The organism is Actinobacillus minor NM305, assembly GCF_000175195.1.
Taxonomy (GTDB): Bacteria; Pseudomonadota; Gammaproteobacteria; order Enterobacterales; family Pasteurellaceae; genus Haemophilus_A; species Haemophilus_A minor.
Genome location: NZ_ACQL01000019.1, coordinates 1 through 669, shown reverse-complemented (window position 1 = coordinate 669; position 669 = coordinate 1). Strand labels below are relative to the sequence as shown.

Genomic DNA, 669 nt, shown 5'->3' with positions numbered 1-669 from the left:
CCCCCCTCCGTAAACGGAGGGGGAGAAGGTACAACCTGATAACATCGTTTACACTCGAACCCAAAGACATCGTTTACATTATTTCGTAAACTCATCATCAAAATCTCTCATTGCATTTTGTAGCCAAATGATTACAATGGCACCTAAAGGAGGCAAAATGTACATCATTGAAACCACTCTTATTTTTGATGAATGGGGGCGATAAAAGCACCCAACAATCTGATATTGAAAAAGCGAAATTATTATTCGCTCAATTAAAACAACAAAAAAAGGAGCAACCACATGATCCAAACTCATCGTTTTGATATTGTGAAGTATCTTGATAGTGATGAAGCCATTGCGGCATATCTTACTGAAATTGCTGAGACAGGCGATAGCAATGATTTTATTATTGCCCTAGGCGATGTTGCCCGTGCGAAAGGGATTGCCGAAATCGCCCAAAAAACGGGGCTAGCACGAGAGAGCATTTACAAGGCGCTTACCAATGGTTCGAAACCTCGTTTTGATACCGTCATGCGAATTATGCAAGCACTTAATCTCAAACCTCAGTACGCAATGCATTCCAATTAATGCTTTCAGCGCCAAAGGCGCTTACCCCTCTCTCTGCCGAAATTGCCGCTTATAATTCCCTCCCTCCGTTCACGGAGGGAGGTGCCGAAGGCGGAGGGA

General features: G+C 43.5%; 1 protein-coding gene. It reads left to right on the top strand.

All coding sequences use genetic code 11. From position 1 onward, the window contains the following. The first annotated feature begins 282 nt into the window (after positions 1-282). Positions 283-570, top strand: coding sequence for an addiction module antidote protein (locus AM305_RS00565; RefSeq protein ID WP_005822069.1), 288 nt, complete (start codon positions 283-285; stop codon positions 568-570). Positions 571-669: the final 99 nt, after the last annotated feature.

Excerpts from the sequence above, each read along its gene's own strand:
- AM305_RS00565 (WP_005822069.1), top strand. The coding sequence starts at position 283 with ATGATCCAAACTCATCGTTTTGATATTGTGAAGTATCTTGATAGTGAT.